We start from the raw sequence: 21,711 nt of genomic DNA, 5'->3' as shown, positions 1-21,711 counted from the left end.
GCCCCCCTCAAGATGAGATTTCCCTGCTTGAAGACCCCATGTAGACGACGTGGTTGATAGGTTCGGGGTGGAAGCGCAGCAATGCGTGCAGCTGACGAATACTAATCGGTCGAGGACTTATCCAAATGTACCCCACAAAGTGAAGCGAGGCGCTGTAGCGTATTCCGATTACTTTGCGGGGACCCCAAAACATGCTTCGGACATGTATCATCGTTTCGCATCCAGTTTTCAGGGAGCAACCGCACCGTATGCGGACGTGGCTCAGTGGTAGAGCATCGCCTTGCCAAGGCGAGGGTCGTGGGTTCGAATCCCATCGTCCGCTTCAATCCGAAATAATCGAAACCTTGAATGGAGACATTCAAGGTTTTTTTGTTGTTTGGAGGACGAGCCTCTGTTACAATGAGCCGAGCGATAAGAACGGAGGGAACCAAATCATGGATTTCGTCAGGTGGGGCATCATCGGCTGCGGGAACGTAACGGAGGTCAAGAGCGGCCCCGCGCTGCAGAAGGCCGAAGGCTCCGCGTTGGTCGCAGTCATGCGCCGGAACGGCGACTTGGCGCGCGATTACGCCGAACGGCACGGCGTGCCGAGATGGTACGACGACGCGGACCGGCTGATCGAAGATCCGGAGGTCGATGCCGTATATGTGGCTACGCCTCCTTCGTCCCATATGGAATATGTATTGAAAGCCGCCAGCGCCGGCAAACCGGTATATGTCGAGAAGCCTATGGCGATGAACGAAGCGGAATGCAGAACGATGGTCGAAGCGTGCGAAGCGGCGAACGTTCCTTTATTCGTGGCATACTATCGGAGGAAGCAGCCCCGTTTTCTCAAAGTGAAGGAACTAATCGAACAAGGGGCGATCGGAGAAGTTCGCTCCGTGGCGACGGTCCAATTCGCGCCGCCTCCGACGTCGGACGCAAGAGAATCTTGGAGACTGCAGCCGGAGATCGGGGGCGGGGGGCTTTTTCCCGACTTGGCCAGTCATTCGCTCGATTTGCTCGATTATTTGCTCGGTCCCATCGGGAGCGTCTCCGGACATGCGACGAACCAAGGCGGACGTTATGCGGCAGAGGATACGGTAACGGCTTCCTATGTGTTCGAATCCGGAGCGCACGGCGTAGGCTCTTGGTGCTTCGAGGCGGGAGTCGCGGAAGACCGAAACGAGATCGTCGGCACTCGCGGGAAGATCGAGTATGCCACGTTCCGCAACGATCCCGTTCGATTGACGACGTCGGCCGGAACGGAGGAGTGGAGGATCGAACAACCGATGCATGTTCAGCAGCCTCTTATCCAAAGCATCGTAGACGAGTTGAGAGGAACGGGAGGACCTTGCCCCAGCACGGGACGCACGGCCCTGCGCACGAATCGCGTGATGGATGCGATTCTAGAAACCTATTATCGAAAATAGGAGAAAACCGGGATTTTTCGGTCTATGGCAACTGGTTGCTGCAGGAATAAATTGATATACTAATACTTGGTTACCTACTATTTCATAAAGGACGACTTTCTTTGCCAATGGACAAGCCATTAATACTATTGGTGGATGACGACCGCGCGGTTAAACATCTGCTGTCGGAGACGCTGGAAATCGAAGGCTACCTTGTGATGACGGCCGGGAACGGCATCGATGCGCTTACATTAATCGGTGAGTATACATTCGATCTCATTCTCCTCGATATTATGATGCCCGGGATGGACGGTCTCGAGGTGTGCCAACGAATCCGAGATCAATATCCAGGGCCGATCGTGCTGATTAGCGGCCGCGATCGGAACGCGGATAAGGTGATCGGACTCAGCGTCGGCGCCGACGATTACATCACGAAGCCGTTCGAAATCGAAGAAGTCGTCTCTCGCGTGAAGGCGCATCTTCGCAGAGAGCAGCGTTCCCGATCGGCACGGAAGTCGACGGAAGCCGTCATGTCTTTCGACAACGGCGCCTTACTCATTCACAAAGATACCTATGAGGTGTACTTGAATCAAGAACGCGTGGAGCTCTCCACGAAGGAATTCCAGATATTGTCGTATTTGGCCGAGCAGGAAGGCCGCGTCGTCTCGAGAGAAGAAGTGTATGAATCGATCTGGGGCGAGCAGGATTCTGGGGATATTCACACGGTAACGGTTCATATTAAGAACCTAAGGTCGAAAATCGATACCCAGAACCGGTACATTAAGACAGTGTGGGGATCCGGTTACAAGTTCGCCGGCGATAAAGACTAATATTCACCTCGTTCTCTATTCTTTAGTCGAGGATAGGGAATGGGGTGTCTTTATGTTCGGGAGACGTTATGAGTAAGTATATCGAGATGTTCATTCAACAATTCGGCCAGCGCATCCGCGATTCGCTTCCGCGGGACGCTTCGGTTTCCGAGGCGGAGCTGTATCGGCTCGTTCACACGGCCAAGGGCACGGCCGGAACCGTCGGAGTGCCCGAGTGTCGGATATCGCGGGCGAATTGTTGGCATTGTTGAACGAAGACGGGAGTCGAACGTTCACCGTAACGGAAGCGGAGCTGTTGTTGGCGCCTCTCCTGCACGCGGCGAGCGGAAGCGTCGTCGCCGCGACGATGGAAGCTCGACTGATCAGCGATTTCAACGAAGTCAATATTTCGCTGTACGAGGATGGAGATGCGTTCTTGGCCACGACTGGCATAAGAACGAGGCGCCTTGTCTGGTCGTATTGGATTGGAATATGCCGCGGCTCAACGGAATGGAAGTGCTTCGCCAAATTCGGCGGCGAGACGAGAAGCATCGCTATAGCATTCTAATACTTACCGGCATCGAAGACGACTTGGAGGTCGCGAAGGCGCTGGAGGCCGGGGTCGACGACTACTTGACGAAACCGTTCGGTATGGCGGGCTGGAAGCCCGCGTTCGCAAGATTGCTGCAGAAACGATGAGCCTATCTCCTTTCTTTCGTCGAGACGCTTTGCGTCGTCGCAGCCGCGATCCTGCTTGGATTGTACGGTTACTTGGTGTACGCGAAGATGCGGTATGCCAAGGCGAGCCGGTTCGTCGCGGAGCGGCTGAGATGCGTTCGATTCGGAACAAAAATGGATCTGCAGGAAGGAGCGATTGAGATGAATAACATTACGGCGGAAGCGGAAGTTTGGGCGAAGGAGAAGCTCGGCGGGGACAGCAGCGGACATGACTGGTGGCATATCGAGCGGGTACGCCGCATGGCGCTGCGCCTCGCCGCGGCGACGGGGGCGAACGCGTTCGTCTGCGAGATGGCGGCGCTGCTGCATGATCTGGCGGACGAGAAGCTGTTCGGCGACGAGGAAAGCTGCTTGCGGGACATTCGAAGCTGGCTGGCGGAGCGGACCGTCGCCGAACCGGATGCGGAGCATATCGTCGACATCATCGCGAATCTGGGTTTTAAGGGCGGCGGACGGTCCGGCTTGACGACGCTCGAGGGGCGGGTCGTGCAGGACGCCGACAGGCTGGATGCGCTCGGCGCCGTGGGCATCGCTCGTACGTTCGCCTACTCCGGCTGGAAGGGGCAGCCGATGCACGATCCTTCGCTGCCGGTGCGAACGTCGATGACGGCGGAGGAATATCGGACGGGGAAGAGCAGCGCGTACAATCATTTTCACGAGAAGCTGTTGAAGTTGAAGGAACTTATGAATACGGACGAGGCCCGGCGGATCGCCGAGGATCGGCACCGGTATATGGAATCGTTCCTACTTCGGTTCGAAGCCGAATGGAACGGAACCGATGCGTGGTAAACTATAGACCTCTTCGCCGAAGGACGGCGGGGGGGTCTTTCGCTTGTTCCGGAGGAGGCTGTCAAGTGGAAATTGCTTCGGCAAGATGGTATGTTATGGGGGAGTACGGATTCGGGAAGGGGACCCTGACATAGATGAAAGCGAGTACGATGACGACGAGTACGGAGCTGGAGGATCGCGCGATTCTCGTCAGCCTCGTGACGGGCAACGAAACCGACGATCTTATCCGGTATTCGATGGAAGAGCTCGTTCGGCTGGCGGAGACGGCCGGGGTCGAGGTACTCGACACGGCGGTGCAGAAACGCGAGAAGGCGGACAGCAAATGGTTTATCGGTAAGGGGAAGGTCGAGGAGGTGCGCGATCGGCTCCGGGAATTGAACGGGACGACGGTCATCTTCAATCAGGAGCTCTCCGGCGGCCAAGTACGCAATCTGGAAGAATTCCTGGACGCGAAGATCGTCGATCGGACGCAGCTCATCCTCGATATCTTCGCGCAGCGGGCGAAGACGAGGGAGGGCATTCTTCAGGTCGAGCTGGCGCAGCTTAGTTATTTGCTCCCGCGGTTGTCCGGGCATGGGAAGAACTTGTCTCGACTCGGAGGAGGCATCGGCACGAGAGGTCCCGGCGAGACGAAGCTGGAGACCGATCGCCGTCATATCCGGAACCGGATCACGGATTTGCGCAGGCAGCTCGACGAGGTGACGCGGCACCGGAAGCTGCATCGCGAGCGCCGGAAGAAGAGCGGCGTGTACCAAGTGGCGCTTGTAGGCTATACGAATGCCGGGAAGTCGACGCTGCTCAATCGGATGACGAAGTCGGACGTCTACGCGGAAAACAAGCTGTTCGCGACGCTCGATCCGACGTCCCGCAGCATGCCGCTGCCGTCCGTCGGCGAAGTCGTATTGACGGATACGGTCGGTTTCATTCAGCAGCTGCCGCATGATCTCGTAGCCGCGTTCCGCGCGACGCTCGAAGAGGTGTTGGAGGCGGACCTGATCTTGCATGTCGTCGACGCTTCGTCTTCGATGCGCGAGGAGCATATCCGGGTCGTCGACGGCGTCTTGGAGGAGCTCGGCGCGCAAGGCAAAGAGACGGTCATGATTTACAACAAGATCGACTTGTGTACGCCGGCCGAGCGGGAGATGATTCCGACGGGCGAGGATACGCTCGCGATCTCGGCGATGAACGACGATCAACTCGAGGCGTTGAAGGACGTACTCGAACGTCGCTTGATGGGGGAGATCGTGACGATGCGATTCCCGATCGAGCGCGGCGACTTGATCGCGCTGGCCTATCGCGTCAGCGACGTCCTGGAATCGGTGACGGAGGACGAGGCGGTCGTATTGAAGGCCAAGCTGCAATCGAAGGCCTATGCGTTGTACGCGTCACGTTTGGAGCCTTATATCGTAAAATAAGTCCTTTTACGGAATGTTGATGGGAGATTAACGTACATGATGGAGTTACATCCAAGGCTTCAAGACGCCGTCGCTTCGGCGGAACGGGTGGCGGAGCCGAGGTTACGGGAAATCGATCGATTGATCGATGCGAATCAATGGAAGACGATTCAAGCGTTTCAGAAATATAAGGTAAGCGATTTTCACTTCAGCGGTTCGACCGGCTACGGGTATAACGACCGCGGGCGGGAGACGTTGGACGAGGTGTACGCGGAGGTGTTCGGGGCGGAGGCCGGGTTGGTCCGGCCTCACTTCGCTACGGGGACGCATACGATCGCAACCGCGTTGTTCGGCGTTCTTCGTCCCGGAGACGAGCTTCTGTTCATTACAGGATCGCCGTACGACACGCTGCATAAGGTCATCGGCGCGGAAGGGGACGGGACGGGCAGTCTCCGCGATTGGGGCGTTCGCTGCACGATCGTGCCGCTCGGGGCGGACGGGCGCGTCGACTGGGATGCGGTGGAGGCGGCGTGGTCCCCTTCCGTGAAGGTCGTCGCGATGCAGCGTTCTAGAGGATACGAGTGGCGGGCTTCCTTCACGGTGGATGAGCTCGGGGAGATGACGCGCCGCGTCAAAGCGATGAACCCGAACGTGATCGCTTTCCTCGATAATTGTTACGGAGAGTTTACGGAAGAGCGGGAGCCGACCGAGGTCGGGGTCGATCTGATGGCAGGTTCTTTGATCAAGAACCCGGGGGGCGGTCTTGCGCCGACGGGCGGATATATCGTAGGACGGAAGCGTCTCGTCGAATTGGCGGCCTACCGGTTGACGGCGCCGGGCATCGGCGCGGAGGTCGGTTCGATGCTCGGCACGACGCGGGCGATATACCAAGGGCTGTTTCTCGCGCCTCACGCGGTCGGTCAGGCGCTTAAGGGCGCCGTGTTCGCGGCGGCGCTGTTCGAAGCGCTGGGCTTCGTCACGAACCCGAAGCGGGACGATCCGCGTTCGGACATCATCCAAGCGGTGCGGTTCGACAAGGCGTCGCAGCTGATCGCCTTCGTGCAAAGCGTGCAGCGGGCCTCCGCGGTAGACGCCCACGTCGTCCCGGAGCCGTGGGATATGCCGGGCTACGAGCATCCGGTCATCATGGCCGCGGGCACGTTTATCCAAGGCGGCAGCCTGGAATTAAGCGCGGACGCGCCGATTCGCGAACCTTACACGGCGTACATGCAAGGCGGGTTGACCTTCTCTCATGTGAAAATAGGTGTCGTTTCCGCTGTACAACGAATGATGGAAGAAAGAATCTTGTAAATTTTTATAACATATAACCTAACATTGATTGACAACTATCCGTCATTTCGTTTAAAATGTACAGTAGCACTTATAAACACTGGAAGGTTGATGTATAATGGGTGATGAAATTCGCCGAAATATGGCATTGTTTCCCATCGGAATCGTTATGAAGCTGACCGATTTGACGGCGAGACAAATCCGTTATTACGAACAGCATGAACTCATTATGCCGGCAAGAACTTCAGGGAACCAGCGCCTGTTTTCTTTTAACGATGTGGAACGTTTGTTGGAGATCAAGTCTCTTATCGAGAAGGGCGTCAATATCGCGGGAATCAAGCAGGTGCTGTCCCCGGTCAACAAGGAGTCGGACGACGCGACGGTGCTCAACGAGCATACGGAGGTCAAGCGGCGCGAGCTGACCGACAAGCAGCTTCATAAGATGCTCAAGCAGCAGCTGCTCGGCGGAAACCGAAGAGGGCAGGTGTCGCTCATCCAAGGCGAGCTGTCGCGGTTTTTCAATCCATAGAGGGAAGAAGACGTCGAAAGACGTTTTTCTTTTGACGATGCAAATCAGTTGGCGAATTATATTTGATGGGAGAGATCGCTTTGGGTTACACGAAAGACGATATTATGCGGATCGCGAAAGAAGAGAACGTGCGCTTCATCCGTTTGCAATTCACGGACTTGCTGGGCGTTATCAAAAACGTGGAAATTCCGGTCAGCCAGCTGGAGAAGGCGCTCGATAACAAGATGATGTTCGACGGTTCCTCCATCGAAGGATACGTGCGGATCGAAGAATCCGATATGTACTTGTACCCGGACTTGGACACATGGGTCATCTTCCCTTGGGTGACGGAAGATCGCGTCGCCCGTCTCATTTGCGATATTTACATGCCGGACGGCACGCCGTTCGCGGGCGACCCGCGCGGTATTCTGAAGCGCGCGCTTCGCGACGCCCAGGAGCTCGGATATACGGCGATGAACGTCGGTCCGGAGCCGGAGTTTTTCTTGTTCAAGACGGACGAGAAGGGCAATCCGACGCTCGAGACGAACGACCAGGGCGGATACTTCGACCTCGCGCCTACGGATCTCGGCGAGAACTGCCGCCGCGAAATCGTCCTGGTGCTCGAGAAGATGGGCTTCGAAATCGAAGCGTCCCACCATGAAGTCGCTCCGGGGCAACACGAAATCGACTTCAAATATTCCGACGCGGTTCATGCGGCCGACCAAATCCAGACGTTCAAGCTCGTCGTCAAGACGATCGCGCGCAAGTACAACTTGCACGCCTCGTTCATGCCGAAGCCGCTGTTCGGGATGAATGGATCGGGCATGCACTGCCACCAGTCGTTGTTCCAGGGGGACACGAACGCGTTCTACGACGAGAGCGACCGCTTGGGCCTCAGCGCTACGGCTCGCCACTACATGGCCGGCGTATTGCGTCACGCGCGAGGCTTCGCGGCGATCACGAATCCGACCGTCAACTCGTATAAGCGACTCGTTCCGGGATACGAAGCGCCGGTGTACGTGGCTTGGTCGGCGAGCAACCGCTCCCCGATGATCCGCATTCCGGCGTCGCGCGGTCTCAGCACGCGGGTCGAGGTGCGCAACCCGGATCCGGCGGCGAACCCGTATCTGGCGATGGCGGTCATGTTGGCGTCCGGTCTCGACGGCATTCGCAACAAGCTGTCGCTGCCTGCGCCGGTCGATCGGAACATCTACGTCATGAGCGAAGACGAACGGGAATCCGCGGGCATTCCGAGCCTGCCGGAAAACCTGAAGGAGGCGCTCGACGAGCTGCTCGGCGACGAAGTCGTGTGCGACGCGCTCGGCGATCACGCGCTTGCGCACTTCGTGGAGTTGAAGGAGATCGAGTGGGATATGTACCGCACCCAGGTGCATCAGTGGGAGCGGGATCAGTACTTGACTTTGTATTAAGTTTGACGAAACCGACCGCGAACGATCGCGGTCGGTCTTTTTGTGTTTGGGTCGAAATGTAGATATGCAGGTTCGGGCGGTACTGCCCCTTCGGAAGCGAACAATAGATGTATTTTCGCAGGTTATGCGAAGTTCGGGGGATGCCGAGGAGGAAATAACTGCAGATTGCAGGCGGTGAGCCGCCAATATGCCACTAGGCTTCTAGGGGGCCTGAAAGAAAGAAAGAACCCGGCGCATGCTGCGCCGGGTTCTTGGTCTTAGTGTAGCTCGCGGAAGATGCCGATGACCTTGCCGAGAACGGTCACGTGATTGTAGCGAAGCGGCTCCATCGTCGGATTCTCCGGTTGGAGGCGAATATGGTCTCGCTCCTTGTAGAACGTCTTGACGGTAGCTTCGTCGTCTTCGGTCATCGCTACGACGATGTCGCCGTTGGAAGCCGTCTGCTGTTGACGCACGATCACGTAGTCGCCGTCGAAGATGCCGACGTCGATCATGCTTTCGCCGACGACGGAGAGCATGAACACTTCATCGTCGCGAACCATGTGCGACGGAAGAGGGAAATATTCTTCGACGTTCTCGACGGCGGTAATCGGCAGGCCGGCGGTCACCTTGCCGACGAGCGGCACGCGGGATACCGCGAGGCGAACCATCTGACGTTCGTCTTCGTCGCCGAGCAGCTCGATCGCGCGAGGCTTCGTCGGGTCTCTGCGAATGAAGCCCTTCTTCTCGAGTCGGTCGAGATGGCCGTGAACGGTGGAACTGGACGCGAGGCCGACGGCTTCGCCGATCTCCCGTACGGAAGGCGGGTAACCCTTCTCGCGAACTTCGCTTCTAATGAATTCGAGAATTGCTTGTTGCCGGTTCGACAGCTTCGTCAAGTTCGATCACTCCAAGGAATGGTAATTAATTACGAGAAGTATAACACAGAACCGGAGTTCGTACAAACATAAGTTCGAATCGCTTCGCGAAGGAGCTAAGACTTCGGAATGTCGTTCGTTCGGCGGAGGAGGGGGAAGGAACGGAAGACGACGATCGACCGCTGGTAGAGCGCCGCGTTGACGAAGTAACGAAGCGCTTCATCTAAAGGTTAGGTACGGAGAGGAATCGGAAAGGCGACACGAAAAAAAAGGAGAACAAAAGTTCTTAGTTTCCGTTGACACAAACGAGTGTTCGTGTTATTTTGATATCAGAACAAATGTTTCGGAACAAACGTTTGGAGGACGATATCGATGAGAACGAACACATACAGACAGCGGAACGGCAAGCAACAAGCAAGGAAGAAGTTTTTCGTACGGTTGATGATGTTTCTCGCGTTGATCGGATTCAGCGCTACGTCGGGCGTCATGCTTCACGCCAGCGCCAACCAAGAAGACAACGCTGCCGCGGTAACGACGATTGCCGAATCGGCCGCTGAGGCTAGCGTTCTTGATACAGGTTCGATCCTGTGCGTAGAACCCGGGGACACGCTATGGAAGATCGCGAAGGCGTACGGTCCCGACGACGTTTCCGTGAAGTCGTACGTGCAGAGCATTATCGAAGCGAACGATCTGGATTCCGCCAGCCTTCAAGTGGGACAAGTGTTGAGACTCCCTTAATACGAAAATCGGAACGCCGCCCGCCGGATATTCGGCAGGCGGCGTTGTTCGTTTTGCGCCTTGACTTGCCTCTTCCTCCTATGTTTAAGTAATTGAAGAAAGGAGTAGGTCATCATGATATCCGCACGCGTGCAACGCATTAACGAGCTGGCGAGAAAGCAGAAATCCGTCGGACTGACGGCGGAGGAGAAACTGGAACAAGCCGAGTTGCGCAAACAATATATCGACAACTTGAAGGCCTCGCTCCGGCAGCAGCTGGATTCGATCGAATTCGTAGACGACGAAGAGAAGAAGGACTGAGACGTATGTCCCGAAAATGGGAACGCATGGTGGAGAAAAACTCCAAACGGATGAATCAAGACCGATTGAAAAAAGGGCAGGCGCCGATCGGCGCGAAAGACGGCCAAGAGCGAATCAAGGGGAGAAGCTGGGTGTTCCCGTTGGTGTTGGCTTCCGCCGGCATTCTCTTCGCGTTCACGATGCCGCAAGCGAACGCCGGAGACACGTTGTATCAGATCACCGTCGGGCTGTATTTGCTTCTGGCGTTGTTTCACTTCTTCGTGCGGCGGCCGTACCTTAAGGTCGGGAAGAACGAGCTCGGCTGGAGAACGTATGCCGGGGACCGGTCCGTCGCGGCGCAGGACATCGCATCGATTCACATCGGCGACCATCGCTCGACCGTGATGCTGAAGGACGGGAAGACGAAGCGCTCGTTCTCCAAAGCTTATCATTTGTATCCGATGAAACGAATCAACGAGGCGCTGACGCAATTCGCGGCCGCTCACCACATTCCGCTGAACGGAGCGGAGAAGGAGACCGTAGGAGCATGAAGAAGAAGGCCGTACTTTTCGATTTGGACGATACGTTGTTATGGGACGACCGATCGGTGCAAGAGGCGTTCGACGCGACGTGCCGCGAGGCGGCGGAAGCGGTCGGCGTAGACCCGAAGGCGCTCGAGTTGTCCGTGCGGAAGGAGGCCCGCGCGCTGTACGAGGGCTACGAGACGTTCCCGTTCACGCAGATGATCGGCATCAACCCGTTCGAAGGGCTGTGGGGCAACTTCCGCGAAGGCGAGGCTTCGGAGTTCCGGACGATGGAACGGCTCATGCCGAAATATCGCGCCGACGCGTGGACGCGCGGCTTGCTTGCGTTAGGCGTCGACGATCCGGAGCTCGGCGCCCGGTTGGGCGAACGGTTCCCGGCGATTCGCCGAAGTCTCGCTTACCTCTACGAAGAGACGTACGAGGTGTTGGACGAGCTCCGCGGGAACGCGAAGCTGCTGCTGCTGACGAACGGCTCGCCGGACCTGCAGAAGGAGAAGCTCGCCGGCGTCCCCGAATTGGCCCCCTACTTCGATCATATCGTCATCTCCGGCGATTTCGGCCGAGGGAAGCCGGATCCGGGCATCTTCCGCCATGCGCTGTCGCTGCTAGAGGTCGAACCGGAGGACGCGATCATGGTCGGCGACAAGCTGACGACGGATATTCTCGGTTCGAGCCGCGTCGGGATGGACAATATTTGGATCAACCATCACGGCGCTTCGATCGGCGAACATACGGCGCCGAAGCATACGGTCGCGAGATTGCGAGACATCCTTGCCATTATTCGATAACGTTCTTATCGGTGCCGCGGAGCGCATATCCGCGGCCTTTCTTATGAACCGAACGCCTCCGCCCGGCATACGCTGTAAGAACCACTAGGCGAAAGCGGAGGAGGTTCGCTCGGCATGAACGACGTATGGAAAGATCGGCGGTTCCGGAACGGGTGGAAGTCGTTCGAAGGCATGATCCGGCGCAAAATTCAGTCGGTGCGGAATACGCCGTCGGCAAGGAACGAATACGAGTGGGACCGGCTCATGGGGGAGGCGCTGGCGTACTTGGAACGGCACCGCGCCTCGGGGTACACGTGGGAATGCTTCGAGACGTTCAAGTCGGTCATCGTCCGGGTGACGCTGCCGTCGGACGGCGTAGACAAGCTGCCCCGGCTTCGCTTGGACGATCGAGCGCTGACGCTGACCGGCATTCCGGGGAAGCTGGACGAGACGATCGAGCTGCCGGCGGCGGTCGTGCCGAAGAAGCCGCGCGCCGGATATGCGAACGGCGTCGTGGAAATTCGGCTCCGCAAGAAGACGGCTGTGAAGCCGACGCGACGCGTGCGCTGCAGCGCGAAAAAATCCCCTTCCGGCCGATAAGCGGGAAGGGGATTGTTCCTTTTTCGCAGCGATATTATGCTTTCTGGAATGCGGGATCCGCGAACGGGTGGGCGATCCAGCCTTCCGTCTCGATGAACAAGCGAACGGCGACGATCTGGCGATTCTCCATCAACGTGAAGAAGTGCGGTTTATGCTCCGGCACCGAGATGACGTCGCCGGCCTCGAGCTCGACGTCGAAGTAGCCGACGTCGTCCGTGCCTTTGATAATGAAGATGCCCTTGCCCGCCGTAATCGCGCGCACTTCGTCTTCCGTGTGCGTGTGGACGTTCTCGAACTTCTTGAGCAGCTCCTCCAGGTTCGGCGTCGCGTCGGACAATGCGACGATGTCCCATGTGCGGTAGCCGCGGCGGGCCGCGAGATCGCGAATTTCCTCGTCGAACGTCGACAAGATTTCCGCTTTCTCCTCGTCGCTCAGCACGAATTTATCTTGAAGATGCGCCGGCAGTTTAGCGGGGTTCCAATGCTCGTACAATACTTCTTGGCTGCTCAGGAACGCGCGGACGTTCTCTTCGCCCGTGATGCGTTCTTCCGTGTTTCGAATGCGAATTTCCGCCATCCGAATCCCTCTTTTCTTATTGGAGTTGTTATTTATAATGATTCTAAAGAGTGAAGCGATGAATCGTATTATAGAATATTTTAACCTCTCTGTCATCGGTTTTGTCAAATAACTTTTCCAAATCCGAGTAATTTGCTACACTATGTTAAATCGGCAAGGGGAGTGGGGTCTGGCTGTGACGAAGACGATATTAGAACAACAATTGGAAAAGAAGATCTTAATCATAGACGGCGCTATGGGAACGATGATTCAACAGGCGGACGTAACGGCGGACGACTTCGGCGGAGACGAGTTCGAAGGGTGCAACGAGCTGCTCTGCGTAACGCGTCCGGACCTCATCCGCGGCATTCATGAAGCGTACTTCGCCGCTGGAGCGGATTTGGTAGAGACGAACAGCTTCGGTTCGACGAGCGTCGTCTTGGCGGAATACGACATTCCGCACCGGGCGCGGGAGCTGAACTTGGCCGCGGCTCGTCTCGCGAAAGAAGCGGCGGACAAGTACTCTACGCCGGAATGGCCGCGATTCGTCGCGGGGGCGATGGGACCGACGACGAAGACGCTGTCGGTGACGGGGGGCGTGACGTTCGAGGGCCTCGTGGAGTCGTATTACGAGCAGGCGCTGGCGCTCATCGAAGGCGGCGTCGACGCGCTGCTGCTCGAGACGAGCCAAGACACGCTGAACGTGAAGGCGGGCTGCATCGGCATTCGCAAGGCGTTCGAGACGGCGGGGAAGGAGCTGCCGATCATGCTGTCCGGTACGATCGAGCCGATGGGCACGACGCTGGCGGGGCAGCCGATCGAATCGTTCCTCGTCTCGCTCGAGCACGTGAAGCCGATTTCCGTCGGTCTGAACTGCGCGACGGGTCCGGAGTTCATGAAGGATCATATTCGCACGCTGTCGTCGCTGACGGACGCGGCGGTATCCTGCTATCCGAACGCAGGCCTGCCGGACGAGAACGGGAACTACCACGAGTCGCCGGAGTCGCTCGCGAAGAAGCTCGCCGGCTTCGCGGAGCAGGGCTGGCTGAACGTCGCGGGCGGCTGCTGCGGCACGACGCCGGACCATATTCGTGCGATCGCCGAACATCTGGCGGCGTACGCGCCGCGTCCGCGCGACGGACAGCATCCTCCGGCCGTCTCCGGCATCGAGACGGTGTACTTAGAAGCGGATAACAAGCCGCTGATGGTAGGCGAACGGACGAACGTGATCGGTTCGCGGAAGTTCAAACGTCTGATTTTCGAAGGAAAGTATGAAGAGGCGTCCGAGATCGCGCGCGCGCAAGTGAAGAGCGGGGCGCATATCGTCGACGTGAACCTCGAGGACACGGAGCTGGACGAGAAGAAGGCCATGGCCGAATTCCTGCAGCTCGTGACGAAGAAGGTCAAGGTGCCGCTCATGCTCGACTCGACGAACCATGAGGTACTCGAGGTCGGCCTGAAATATTCGCAGGGCAAGGCGATTATTAACTCCATCAACATGGAGGACGGCATGGAACGGTTCGACCGCGTCGTGCCGCTCATTCATAAATACGGCGCAGCCGTCGTCGTCGGTCTTATCGACGAGAAGGGCATGGCGGTATGGCCGGAGGATAAGCTGCGCGTGGCGCGCCGGTCGTACGATATTTTGACGACGCGCTACGGCGTAAATCCGCGGGATATCATCTTCGACCCGAACGTGTTCCCGGTCGGCTCCGGCGACCCGCAGTACGTCGGTTCGGCGGCGGCTACGGTCGAAGGCATTCGGCTGATCTCCGAGGAGTTCCCGGAATGCTCGACGATTCTCGGCATCAGCAACGTGTCGTTCGGCTTGCCGCCGGCGGGGCGCGAGGTGCTGAACTCCGTCTTCCTGTATCATAATACGAAGGCGGGGCTCGGCTACGCGATCGTCAATACGGAGAAGCTCGAGCGTTATGCGTCGATTCCGGAGGAGGAGCGCAAGCTCGCGGAAGATCTGATTTTCCATACGAGCGACGAGACGCTTGCGGCGTTCGTGGAGTTTTTCCGCGAGAAGAAGGTCGAGAAGAAGGAGAAGACGAGCAATCTGTCGCTCGAGGAGCGATTGTCGTCCTATATCGTTGAAGGCACGAAGGAAGGGCTGATTCCGGACCTCGACGAAGCGCTGACGAAATACGCGCCGCTGGAAATCATCAATGGTCCGCTTATGGCGGGCATGGACGAGGTCGGCCGGCTGTTCAACGCCAACGAGCTGATCGTCGCGGAGGTGCTGCAGAGTGCCGAAGCGATGAAAGCCGCCGTCTCCCATCTCGAGCCTTACATGGAGAAGTCGGAGTCGAGCGTCAAGGGCACGATCATGCTCGCGACGGTGAAGGGCGACGTACACGATATCGGGAAAAACCTCGTCGAGATCATCCTGACGAACAACGGTTACCGCATTATTAATCTCGGCATCAAGGTGCCGCCGGAGCAGCTGATCGAGGCGTACCGTCGCGATAAGCCGGACGCGATCGGACTGTCCGGCCTGCTCGTGAAGTCCGCGCAGCAGATGGTGACGACTGCGCAGGATCTGAAGTCGGCCGGCGTCGACGTGCCGATTCTCGTCGGCGGCGCCGCGCTGTCGCGGAAGTTCACGAAGACGCGCATCGCGCCGGAGTACGAGGGTCTGGTGCTGTACGCGAAGGACGCGATGGACGGGCTCGATCTCGCGAACCGGATCATGAATTCGGAGGAGCGGGAGCGTCTCGTACAAGAGCTGCGCGAGGCGAAGGAGTCGGACGTGAAGGAATCGGGCCGGAAGGAAAAGGCGGTCGACACGGGTCCGAAGGTGTCGAACGTCTCCCGCGACGTCCCGGTTCAGGTGCCGAAGGATACCGACCGTCACGTGCTTCGCGACTATCCGGTTTCGCATCTGCTGCCGTACGTCAACATGCAGATGTTGCTCGGTCACCATCTGGGTCTGAAGGGCAAGGTCGCGTCGCTGCTCGAGGCGCGCGATCCGAAGGCGACCCAGTTGAAGAGCGTCGTCGACGAGCTGTTCGAAGACGGCATCAAGAACGGCACGCTGAAGGCGAACGCGGTGTACCGGTTCTTCCCGGCGCAATCGCGAGGGGACGACGTCATCGTATACGATCCGGACGATACGTCCCGCGTCCTGCAGACGTTCACGTTCCCTCGACAGGACGTCGAGCCGTATTTATGCCTTGCGGACTACCTGAAATCCGTGGAGAGCGGCGAGATGGACTACGTCGGCTTCCTCGTCGTGACGGCGGGCGCCGGCATCCGCGCCAGAGCCGAGTCGTATAAGGAGCGCGGCGAATACTTGCTTTCGCACGCCGTGCAGGCGGTCGCGCTCGAGACGGCCGAGGCGTTCGCGGAACGCGTGCACCAGATGATGCGCGACGTATGGGGAATTCCGGATCCGGCGAACCTAACGATACAAGGGCTGTTCGGCGCGAAGTACCGCGGACAGCGGTTCTCCTTCGGGTATCCTGCCTGTCCGAACCTGGAAGATCAAGCGCCGTTGTTCGAGCTGCTGCAGCCGGGCGATATCGGCGTCGAGCTGACGGACAGCTTCATGATGGAGCCGGAAGCGTCCGTGTCGGCGATCGTCTTCGCGCATCCGGAAGCCCGATACTTTAACGTAGATAAGGCGGAGTAACGTGGAATTGTATTTTCTTGGCACGGGGGCGGGCATGCCGACGCGGGGGCGGAACGTCACGTCGGTCGCCCTGAATCTGATGCCGGAACGCGGCACGGTATGGCTGTTCGACGCGGGGGAGGGCACGCAGCACCAGATGCTGCGCTCCCCGATCAAGCCGGGGAAGCTGGAATTTATTTTTATAACGCATCTGCATGGCGATCATCTGTACGGTTTGCCGGGGCTGATGACGAGCCGATCGTACCAAGGCGGGGACGAGCCGCTCACCGTGTTCGGGCCTCCGGGCGTGCGGCGGTTCGTCGAGACGGCGTTCGAGGTGAGCGGCGCGCATCTCGATTACGAGGTTCGGATCCGAGAATTCGAGGAGGGCGTCGTGTTCGAGGACGAGCAGTTCCGCGTGACGGCGGCCAAGCTCGAGCATCGGATCGATTCGTACGGCTTCCGGGTCGCGGAACGGGACACGCCGGGCGCGCTCGACAGCGCGAGGCTGGCGGCGGAGGGGTTCCGTCCCGGCCCGGACTATGCGCGCCTGAAGCGCGGCGAGACGGTGACGATGCCCGACGGCCGCACGATCGACGGCGGCGCGTATCTCGGGCCGGCGCTGAAGGGACGCACGGTCGCCGTCTTCGGCGACACGCGGCCTTGCGGGAGCGAGCTCGAGCTCGCGCGCGGGGCGGACGTGCTCGTACACGAGGCGACGTATATGCACGAGAAGGCGGACAACGCCCACAAGTATTACCACACGACCGCGACGCAAGCCGCGGCTTTGGCCGCCGAAGCCGGCGTCGGGGCGCTGATCCTGACGCATCTGTCGTCGCGCTACCAAGACGAAGCGGTGCACAGGCTGCTCGAGGAAGCGCGGGCGATTTTCCCTCGCTCCCACGTGGCGGAGGACTTTTGGTCATATGCGATCCCGAGACGAGCGGAATAGCAGCGTCAATAGGCGAACCCTCGCTAGGAAGGAGCTCCTTCCTAGCGAGGGTTCGTCTTTTTCCGTATTCGATATGCTGCGTCGAAACCTTACTCCGTCCGTACCGCCGTGCCGCTCACCGTCACCATCAGCATGCCTTCCCGCACGACCTCGTAATCGATGTCGATGCCGACGACCGCGTTGGCGCCGACGCTTCGCGCGTATTGCTGCATCTCTTGGATCGCGATCTCCCGGGCTTCCTTCAGCTTCTGCTCGTATGCGCCGGAACGGCCGCCGACGATGTCGGTGATGGAAGCGAACAAGTCGCGCACGATGTTCGCGCCCATAATCGCTTCGCCGTTCACGATGCCGAGATAATCGGTAATGCGCTTGCCTTCGATCGTATTCGTCGTCGTAATGATCATAGAAAGGATCCTCCTTCAGGTTGAACCGCTTGATGGATAATACGGTTCCCCGTCGAACGGCGTTTCATTTCTTTACCAGAAAAAAGATCAACCCCATGAATCAATTCAACCGTGGATTTCCGCCCGCGAAACCCGTATACTGACAATACACAACGAGACGATTCCCAAGGTGACTCCATGCGAGTTGCCTTGTTTGTTTTCAAGGAGGTGTCGGAGGGAGATGCAAGAGTTTTGGTTCGCCGCCGCATTGGCGTTCGCCGGCGTGCCCTTAGGCTTGGCGGCGGAAGCATGGGCGGCTCGATCGATCCGTCGCAAGGCGCCGGTCGCGGCCCGATCGCGGCGGCGCTGGCCTGCCGCGGCGGCCGCTTCGGGGGCGTGCGGGTGGGCCGGTTGGCGGTACGGCTTCGGCGACGCCGAATGGATCGCGGCCGTATTGCTCGTCTTCGTACTGGTCGCCGTTACGATTACGGATCTTCGCGCCATGCTCATTCCGAACGCGATCGTCCTGCCTGCCGCGGGCGTCGCGATGCTGTTCCGCGTCCTCTGGCATCCTCTGCCGCTATGGCACTACGCCGCCGGAGCCGCCGTCGGCTTCGGGCTCCTGTATGCATTGTCCGCGCTTAGCAAAGGCGGTATCGGCGGCGGCGACGTGAAACTATATCTCTTCGTGGGGCTCGTCTGCGGTCTGCAGGACACGCTGTTGTCGTTGCTCCTGGCGAGCTTCGCGGGGGCGGCCTTCGGCGTCGCGGGTTTGCTGAACGGTCGACGAACCGGGCGACGGACCGGGCCGATCCCCTTCGGGCCTTTCATCGCCGGGGGCGCTATCGCAGCGATGTCGAACGGCGAATCGTGGATGCGCTTAATACTTTTGTAATCTTTACGTAAGCGGGAGATAAGGGTTGGATTGTATGCTATGAACGGATACGGGCCGACACGAGCGGGGAGGCGAGCGCGCTGTATAAAATATTGCTTGCGGATGACGAACGCAACATTCTGGACGTCTGCGAAAAATATTTATCCCGCGAAGGATTCACGGTATTAACGGCCGAGGACGGGGAAGACGCGATTCGACAATGGGAGTCGCACGCCCCCGATCTGATCGTGCTGGATATTATGATGCCGCGCAAGGACGGATGGCAGGTGTGCAGGGAGATTCGGGACCGCGAGGACGTGCCGATCATCCTATTGACGGCGCGGGGGGAGGAGATCGATCGATTAACGGGGCTAACGATGGGGGCGGACGATTTCGTCACGAAGCCGTTCAGTCCGCGCGAGCTCGTGCTGCGGATCAAGAACGTCCTCCGGCGTCTCCGGCAAGCCGAGCGGAACGCCGCGAGCGCCGGGCCGAAGGAAGGGGCGCGCCTTCGGTTCGAAGGACTCGAGATCGATCTGGTCGCCAGGAAGGTGAAGGTCTACGGAAACGACGCGGAGTTGACTTTGAAAGAATTCGAGCTGCTATGGCTGCTTGCGAGTCACCCCGGACAAGTGTTTTCCCGCAACCACCTGCTCAATAAGGTGTGGGACTCCGACTTCTTCGGCGATACGACGACGGTGACGGTACATATTCGCCGCCTCCGGGAGAAGATCGAACGGAACGCCTCGCAGCCTCGGTTTATTAAGACCGTATGGGGCATCGGTTATAAATTCGAGGGGGGAGACGGAACGAATGAGAGAGCGAATTGAACGCTACACGTCGAAAATGGGAATGAAGCTTCGGCGCATCCACGTTTGGAACGCCTGGCTGGTCGCCCTGTTGGCCGTCTCCGGCATCGTGCTGTACTTGCCGTCTCTGCGCGGCGCGACGGCGCCGATCCGGGTAGCGTTGAAGCAAGGCCATATTTGGGCCGGCGTCGCCTCGATCGCGCTGCTTCTCCTCTACGCGCCGTTCCTTAAAAAGCATGCGGCCCAGCTGCGGACGAAGCTTCCGCAGGCAAGCAATCTGGCGATCGTGTTGATTCTGCTCGTCGGATGGAGCGTCTCCGGCATCGTGCTTTGGCTCGAACGATCGGTTCCGCCGGCGTGGACCTCGGCCGCGCTGCTGGCGCACGGTCTGTTGACTTGGGTCGGCGTTCCTTACGCGATCTTCCATTCGGCGACGCGCAGCCGTTGGGTGCGCGAACGCCGATCGGCCGCCCGGGATGCGGCGAGGGAAGCCGACGCCGAAGCGGAGCGCAGCTACAGCCGGTACGACGGATCGCGCAGGCGCCTGCTGAAGGCGGGAATCGCGGCGGCGGCCGCGGTCGTCCTCGGGCCTGCGGCATATCGGCTGTGGAAGCGTCTAGACGACCGGGGAGGCGTTACCGTGGACGAGATCGCCGCGGTGGCGGTCGAGTCGCCGCCGGGCGGACAGCAGCTGCTGACGCCGGCCCCGGATTCGAATCCGCCGATCGGCGGAGGAGCGGAGGGCAGCTTCCGGATCTATACCGTGACGCCGATCCCGAAGTTCGATCCGTCCGCGTGGACGTTCTCGGTGAACGGGCTCGTGGACCGTTCGCTCTCATGGGATTGGGAGGCGTTCGCGAAGCTCGCGAGGAAGGTGCAGGTGAGCGACTTTCATTGCGTAACCGGATGGTCGGTGTATCATGCGACGTGGGAGGGCATCCCGCTGAAGGAGCTCCTCGCGCTGGCCGGCGTTCGGCCGACGGCCAAATCCGTGAAGTTCTACTCGGGGGACGGCGTATATACGGATGCGCTGACGCTTACGCAAGCGGAGATGGCCGACGTCATGGTCGCGGCGCTGATCGACGGCCGCCCCATTCCGGAGGACCTAGGGGGACCGGTTCGGTTGATCGTGCCGCGGATGTACGCCTATAAGTCGGTCAAATGGCTGCAATCGATCGAGCTGATCGACCGCGACCACATCGGCTATTGGGAAGAGCGCGGATACGATGTGGACGCGTGGGTTCCGGGGGCGGAGCGAACATGAAACGTTCGGGAATGAAGCTGAGAGGGTATTTGTGGATCGCCGGAGGGGCGAGCATATTATTGCTGCTCGCTTGCCTTCTCTTCGCTTATATGAAGATGCTCTTGTCGTTCGAGACGACGCTGCTGCTGACGGGATTCGCGCTGGCGGCGGGCGTCGTCTCGCTGTTGTTGCACGCGGCGTTGACCCGTCCGATCCATACGTCGTTAGCCGCGTTGTCGAAGCAATCCAAGGAGCTGGCGGCGGGTCGCTTCCATGCTCGGGCGCCTCTGCTCGGACCGGCGGAATTTCGAGAGCTGGCCGGCGCGATGAACGACATGGCCGAAGCGTTGTCGGACAGCTTCGAGCAGGTACGGCGTGCGGAACAGTCGCGGAGAGAGTTAGTCGCCAACGTATCGCACGATCTGCGCACGCCGCTGGCGTCGATCCAATCGTTCGTCGAAGCGTTGCAAGACGACGTCATCCAGGATGAAGCGACGTTCCGGCGGTACCTGGAGACGATTCGGCTGGAGACGAGCCGGCTCGGGGGGATGATCGACGACTTGTTTCAGTTGTCCAGGTTGGATTCAGGAGCGCTGAAGTATGAGCCGGCGACGTTATTCGTCGACGACCTGTTGATCGATCTGTTGCAATCGCACGCCGTGCTGCTTGACGAGAAGCGCATCGAGGTGCGGACCCAGGTCGCCGAACGGATGCCGACCGTCGAGGGGATGCCGGAGCTGCTGACCCGAGCCCTGTCGAACTTGCTGACGAACGCGATCCGGTATTCGCCGGAGGGCGGCGAAATTCGCATCGCGGCCGCGCTCGACGAGGACGGCGTCCGCATTTCGGTAGAGGACCAGGGGCCAGGCGTCCCGGCGGAGCGGCGGGAGCGGCTGTTCGAACGGTTCTACCGTCCCGATAAGTCGCGCAGCCGGGCGCAGGGCGGCGCCGGGCTCGGGCTGGCGATCGTGGCGTCTATCGCGAAGCTGCACGACGGGGAAGCCGGCGTCGAGTCGGCGGACGGCGGGGGGAGCCGGTTCTGGATCGCTTGGCCGACGAAGCGGAAGGACGTACCGTCGGGCGTCGAAGTTGTAAGTCTTTCGTAAGATTTTCGTAGGAACGAGGTAAGATTTGTCTTGTATC

The 21,711-nt window shown here is 59.2% G+C and carries 24 protein-coding genes, 1 tRNA gene and 1 rRNA gene; 23 read left to right on the top strand and 3 right to left on the bottom strand.

Translation table 11 applies throughout. The annotated features are described in order from the left end of the window. From RIN49_RS02060 to glnA, 12 genes are all read left to right on the top strand, one after another. A 23S ribosomal RNA gene (locus tag RIN49_RS02060) occupies positions 1-125 on the top strand; the annotation flags it as partial. Between the two features lie 125 nt (positions 126-250). After that, positions 251-322: transfer RNA gene (locus RIN49_RS02055), tRNA-Gly, on the top strand. A 112-nt stretch (positions 323-434) separates the two neighbouring features. Continuing rightward, complete coding sequence (locus tag RIN49_RS02050; RefSeq protein ID WP_309118488.1) at positions 435-1,412, top strand: Gfo/Idh/MocA family protein; 978 nt, start codon at positions 435-437, stop codon at positions 1,410-1,412. A 107-nt stretch (positions 1,413-1,519) separates the two neighbouring features. Continuing rightward, the gene (locus RIN49_RS02045) at positions 1,520-2,221 is read left to right on the top strand and encodes a response regulator transcription factor (protein WP_309118487.1); all 702 of its coding nucleotides are present in this window, start codon (positions 1,520-1,522) and stop codon (positions 2,219-2,221) included. Between the two features lie 68 nt (positions 2,222-2,289). Continuing rightward, a complete protein-coding gene (locus tag RIN49_RS02040) occupies positions 2,290-2,472 on the top strand; it encodes an Hpt domain-containing protein (protein ID WP_309118486.1) in 183 nt (60 codons plus the stop codon). Further along, the gene (locus RIN49_RS02035; RefSeq protein WP_309118510.1) at positions 2,436-2,768 is read left to right on the top strand and encodes a hypothetical protein; all 333 of its coding nucleotides are present in this window, start codon (positions 2,436-2,438) and stop codon (positions 2,766-2,768) included. The genes RIN49_RS02040 and RIN49_RS02035 overlap by 37 nt, the downstream gene beginning before the upstream one ends. Continuing rightward, the gene (locus RIN49_RS02030; RefSeq protein WP_309118508.1) at positions 2,693-2,899 is read left to right on the top strand and encodes a response regulator; all 207 of its coding nucleotides are present in this window, start codon (positions 2,693-2,695) and stop codon (positions 2,897-2,899) included. The genes RIN49_RS02035 and RIN49_RS02030 overlap by 76 nt, the downstream gene beginning before the upstream one ends. Positions 2,900-3,079: 180 nt before the next feature. Next, positions 3,080-3,727 (top strand): HD domain-containing protein, encoded by a 648-nt coding sequence (locus RIN49_RS02025; RefSeq protein ID WP_309118485.1) that lies wholly within the window; start codon positions 3,080-3,082, stop codon positions 3,725-3,727. A gap of 134 nt (positions 3,728-3,861) precedes the next feature. Next, positions 3,862-5,142 (top strand): GTPase HflX, encoded by a 1,281-nt coding sequence (hflX, locus tag RIN49_RS02020; RefSeq protein ID WP_309118484.1) that lies wholly within the window; start codon positions 3,862-3,864, stop codon positions 5,140-5,142. 39 nt (positions 5,143-5,181) lie between these two features. Beyond that, positions 5,182-6,432, top strand: a complete 1,251-nt coding sequence (locus RIN49_RS02015) for a methionine gamma-lyase family protein (protein WP_309118507.1) — start codon at positions 5,182-5,184, stop codon at positions 6,430-6,432. A 97-nt stretch (positions 6,433-6,529) separates the two neighbouring features. Further along, on the top strand, positions 6,530-6,940 hold the full coding sequence (locus RIN49_RS02010) for a MerR family transcriptional regulator (RefSeq protein ID WP_138196277.1): 411 nt from the start codon (positions 6,530-6,532) through the stop codon (positions 6,938-6,940). An 80-nt stretch (positions 6,941-7,020) separates the two neighbouring features. Further along, positions 7,021-8,349, top strand: coding sequence for a type I glutamate--ammonia ligase (glnA, locus tag RIN49_RS02005; protein WP_309118483.1), 1,329 nt, complete (start codon positions 7,021-7,023; stop codon positions 8,347-8,349). Positions 8,350-8,606: 257 nt separating this feature from the next. On the opposite strand, the gene lexA is transcribed toward glnA, so the two are convergent. Next, positions 8,607-9,227 (bottom strand): transcriptional repressor LexA, encoded by a 621-nt coding sequence (gene lexA / locus RIN49_RS02000; protein ID WP_309118482.1) that lies wholly within the window; start codon positions 9,225-9,227, stop codon positions 8,607-8,609. Positions 9,228-9,578: 351 nt separating this feature from the next. Between lexA and RIN49_RS01995 the strand changes: the two genes are divergently transcribed. The 5 genes from RIN49_RS01995 (at position 9,579) to RIN49_RS01975 (ending at position 12,135) form a co-directional block, all read left to right on the top strand. Continuing rightward, complete coding sequence (locus tag RIN49_RS01995; RefSeq protein WP_309118481.1) at positions 9,579-9,944, top strand: LysM peptidoglycan-binding domain-containing protein; 366 nt, start codon at positions 9,579-9,581, stop codon at positions 9,942-9,944. Between the two features lie 114 nt (positions 9,945-10,058). Continuing rightward, positions 10,059-10,244 (top strand): DUF896 domain-containing protein, encoded by a 186-nt coding sequence (locus RIN49_RS01990; protein WP_375295196.1) that lies wholly within the window; start codon positions 10,059-10,061, stop codon positions 10,242-10,244. Between the two features lie 5 nt (positions 10,245-10,249). Next, on the top strand, positions 10,250-10,774 hold the full coding sequence (locus RIN49_RS01985) for a hypothetical protein (protein ID WP_309118480.1): 525 nt from the start codon (positions 10,250-10,252) through the stop codon (positions 10,772-10,774). Continuing rightward, positions 10,771-11,556, top strand: a complete 786-nt coding sequence (locus tag RIN49_RS01980; RefSeq protein WP_309118479.1) for an HAD family hydrolase — start codon at positions 10,771-10,773, stop codon at positions 11,554-11,556. Before RIN49_RS01985 ends, RIN49_RS01980 begins: the two co-directional genes overlap by 4 nt. Before the next feature lie 114 nt (positions 11,557-11,670). Then, positions 11,671-12,135, top strand: coding sequence for an Hsp20/alpha crystallin family protein (locus tag RIN49_RS01975; protein ID WP_309118478.1), 465 nt, complete (start codon positions 11,671-11,673; stop codon positions 12,133-12,135). A gap of 34 nt (positions 12,136-12,169) precedes the next feature. Here RIN49_RS01975 and RIN49_RS01970 read toward each other — a convergent pair whose 3' ends face one another. Beyond that, on the bottom strand, positions 12,170-12,712 hold the full coding sequence (locus RIN49_RS01970; RefSeq protein ID WP_309118477.1) for a 1,2-dihydroxy-3-keto-5-methylthiopentene dioxygenase: 543 nt from the start codon (positions 12,710-12,712) through the stop codon (positions 12,170-12,172). 235 nt (positions 12,713-12,947) lie between these two features. Here RIN49_RS01970 and metH point away from each other — a divergent pair, with 235 nt between their 5' ends. Together metH and rnz are read left to right on the top strand one after the other, a co-directional pair. Further along, positions 12,948-16,328 (top strand): methionine synthase, encoded by a 3,381-nt coding sequence (metH, locus tag RIN49_RS01965; RefSeq protein ID WP_375295199.1) that lies wholly within the window; start codon positions 12,948-12,950, stop codon positions 16,326-16,328. Position 16,329: 1 nt separating this feature from the next. Further along, positions 16,330-17,259 carry a ribonuclease Z gene (gene rnz / locus RIN49_RS01960; protein ID WP_309118475.1) on the top strand — a complete coding sequence of 310 codons (930 nt, stop codon included), beginning with the start codon at positions 16,330-16,332 and terminating at the stop codon, positions 17,257-17,259. 89 nt (positions 17,260-17,348) lie between these two features. Here the strand turns inward: rnz and RIN49_RS01955 are convergent, their stop codons facing one another. Continuing rightward, positions 17,349-17,663: a heavy metal-binding domain-containing protein gene (locus tag RIN49_RS01955; RefSeq protein ID WP_309118474.1), complete on the bottom strand. Its 315-nt coding sequence runs from the start codon at positions 17,661-17,663 to the stop codon at positions 17,349-17,351. A gap of 220 nt (positions 17,664-17,883) precedes the next feature. Here RIN49_RS01955 and RIN49_RS01950 point away from each other — a divergent pair, with 220 nt between their 5' ends. The 4 genes from RIN49_RS01950 (at position 17,884) to RIN49_RS01935 (ending at position 21,674) form a co-directional block, all read left to right on the top strand. Beyond that, the gene (locus RIN49_RS01950; protein ID WP_309118473.1) at positions 17,884-18,537 is read left to right on the top strand and encodes a prepilin peptidase; all 654 of its coding nucleotides are present in this window, start codon (positions 17,884-17,886) and stop codon (positions 18,535-18,537) included. Between the two features lie 89 nt (positions 18,538-18,626). Continuing rightward, the gene (locus RIN49_RS01945) at positions 18,627-19,346 is read left to right on the top strand and encodes a response regulator transcription factor (protein ID WP_309118505.1); all 720 of its coding nucleotides are present in this window, start codon (positions 18,627-18,629) and stop codon (positions 19,344-19,346) included. Beyond that, positions 19,330-20,589, top strand: coding sequence for a molybdopterin-dependent oxidoreductase (locus RIN49_RS01940; RefSeq protein ID WP_309118472.1), 1,260 nt, complete (start codon positions 19,330-19,332; stop codon positions 20,587-20,589). Before RIN49_RS01945 ends, RIN49_RS01940 begins: the two co-directional genes overlap by 17 nt. After that, positions 20,586-21,674, top strand: a complete 1,089-nt coding sequence (locus tag RIN49_RS01935; RefSeq protein ID WP_309118471.1) for a sensor histidine kinase — start codon at positions 20,586-20,588, stop codon at positions 21,672-21,674. The genes RIN49_RS01940 and RIN49_RS01935 overlap by 4 nt, the downstream gene beginning before the upstream one ends. Positions 21,675-21,711: the final 37 nt, after the last annotated feature.

It is taken from the genome of Paenibacillus sp., from assembly GCF_031177825.1.
Classification (GTDB): Bacteria; Bacillota; Bacilli; order Paenibacillales; family YIM-B00363; genus Paenibacillus_AE.
This window is presented reverse-complemented; position numbering and strand designations above follow the sequence as displayed.

Coding starts and splice junctions, on each gene's coding strand:
- RIN49_RS01955 (WP_309118474.1), bottom strand. CDS start 17,663: ATGATCATTACGACGACGAATACGATCGAAGGCAAGCGCATTACCGAT.
- RIN49_RS01935 (WP_309118471.1), top strand. CDS start 20,586: ATGAAACGTTCGGGAATGAAGCTGAGAGGGTATTTGTGGATCGCCGGA.
- RIN49_RS01940 (WP_309118472.1), top strand. CDS start 19,330: ATGAGAGAGCGAATTGAACGCTACACGTCGAAAATGGGAATGAAGCTT.
- metH (WP_375295199.1), top strand. CDS start 12,948: ATGGGAACGATGATTCAACAGGCGGACGTAACGGCGGACGACTTCGGC.
- RIN49_RS02010 (WP_138196277.1), top strand. CDS start 6,530: ATGGGTGATGAAATTCGCCGAAATATGGCATTGTTTCCCATCGGAATC.
- RIN49_RS01985 (WP_309118480.1), top strand. CDS start 10,250: ATGTCCCGAAAATGGGAACGCATGGTGGAGAAAAACTCCAAACGGATG.
- RIN49_RS02050 (WP_309118488.1), top strand. CDS start 435: ATGGATTTCGTCAGGTGGGGCATCATCGGCTGCGGGAACGTAACGGAG.
- RIN49_RS02040 (WP_309118486.1), top strand. CDS start 2,290: ATGAGTAAGTATATCGAGATGTTCATTCAACAATTCGGCCAGCGCATC.
- RIN49_RS01980 (WP_309118479.1), top strand. CDS start 10,771: ATGAAGAAGAAGGCCGTACTTTTCGATTTGGACGATACGTTGTTATGG.
- RIN49_RS01975 (WP_309118478.1), top strand. CDS start 11,671: ATGAACGACGTATGGAAAGATCGGCGGTTCCGGAACGGGTGGAAGTCG.
- RIN49_RS01950 (WP_309118473.1), top strand. CDS start 17,884: ATGCAAGAGTTTTGGTTCGCCGCCGCATTGGCGTTCGCCGGCGTGCCC.
- RIN49_RS02025 (WP_309118485.1), top strand. CDS start 3,080: ATGAATAACATTACGGCGGAAGCGGAAGTTTGGGCGAAGGAGAAGCTC.
- RIN49_RS02015 (WP_309118507.1), top strand. CDS start 5,182: ATGGAGTTACATCCAAGGCTTCAAGACGCCGTCGCTTCGGCGGAACGG.
- RIN49_RS02045 (WP_309118487.1), top strand. CDS start 1,520: ATGGACAAGCCATTAATACTATTGGTGGATGACGACCGCGCGGTTAAA.
- RIN49_RS01990 (WP_375295196.1), top strand. CDS start 10,059: ATGATATCCGCACGCGTGCAACGCATTAACGAGCTGGCGAGAAAGCAG.
- hflX (WP_309118484.1), top strand. CDS start 3,862: ATGAAAGCGAGTACGATGACGACGAGTACGGAGCTGGAGGATCGCGCG.
- RIN49_RS02030 (WP_309118508.1), top strand. CDS start 2,693: ATGCCGCGGCTCAACGGAATGGAAGTGCTTCGCCAAATTCGGCGGCGA.
- RIN49_RS01995 (WP_309118481.1), top strand. CDS start 9,579: ATGAGAACGAACACATACAGACAGCGGAACGGCAAGCAACAAGCAAGG.
- RIN49_RS01970 (WP_309118477.1), bottom strand. CDS start 12,712: ATGGCGGAAATTCGCATTCGAAACACGGAAGAACGCATCACGGGCGAA.